The following is a 1,049-nucleotide window of genomic DNA, read 5'->3' as shown; positions in this document are numbered from 1 at the left end:
GCGACGCCCAGGCGGCGGCCATCGCCACCGCCGGCGGCTTTGCCAACCTCTCGCCTGCGCAGATCACCTTGCTGGGCACCGACATCACCGGCCTGACGCCGGCGCAACTGGCAGCGCTGTCTGACGCGCAGCTCGGCGGCATTGACGCCACGCAGGCCGCGGCACTGGCTGCCGCCGGCGACTTTGCGGAGCTGACGGGTGCCCAGCTCAGGGCGCTTAGTGCGCCCGCGCTGGCCCTGGTGCCCGACGGCTTGGTGGCCAAACTCGGCACAGAGGTGGCCAACCTCACGCTGGCACAGGTGCAGGCCCTCACGGCCGCGCAACTGAACGCACTCAACACCGCCGGCCTGCTGGACGCCATCACCCAGCCGCTGAGCAGCACCCAGGTCAGCAGTGCCAGCCCGGCCGGCCTGGGCCTGAGCGCGGTGGACAACCCGGCCAAGCTGGCCCTGTTCAACAGCGCGCTGCTGGCCGCCAGCGGCAACACCCCGCTGGACCTGCCCGCCCTGGCCACCGGCGCGGCCGCCGTGGTGAATGCCGTCAATGGCGGCCCCCTCACCGAGGCCAACCTGCAGGCCCTGGGGCTGGCCGGCGTGAACGGCGACAACCTGCAGTCCATCCGCAGCAAGATCGACGCCACCAGCAGCGGCAGCGACGCCAGCCTGGTCGACAGCATCAACGAACTGCGGGCCATCGTGGCCAACGCCAGCGGCAAGCTTGCCGATGGCTACGTCAATGCAGCGGAGGCGGCAGGCAGCGTGAACGTGGCCGTGGCCCTGCCCGCCGGGGCGCAGCTGGGCCAGACCATCACCCTCACCCTGCCGGGCAGCGGCGGCGCGCCAGACCAGACCGCCACCCGCACCGTGGACCAGCCCAGCCTGGACGCCGGTTTTGCGCTGGTAACGCTCAGCGCCCAGCAGTTGAACAACGCCGGCAACGGCAGCAAGGCCATCACCGCCAGCATCAACGGCGGCAGCCCCTTTGCCGTGGAAGGCTTCACGCTGGACACGGTGGCCCCCACGGTCAGCCTGGCCAACACCGCGGCAGGC

At 71.7% G+C, this 1,049-nt stretch carries 1 protein-coding gene; it reads left to right on the top strand.

All coding sequences use genetic code 11. The annotated features are described in order from the left end of the window. On the top strand, positions 1 to 1,049 hold a 1,049-nt coding region (locus ABWQ00_RS15490; RefSeq protein WP_502908164.1), incomplete at both ends, for a hypothetical protein.

The organism is Limnohabitans sp., assembly GCF_040400975.1.
In the GTDB taxonomy this organism is placed as follows: Bacteria; Pseudomonadota; Gammaproteobacteria; order Burkholderiales; family Burkholderiaceae_C; genus Limnohabitans_A.
This window is presented reverse-complemented; position numbering and strand designations above follow the sequence as displayed.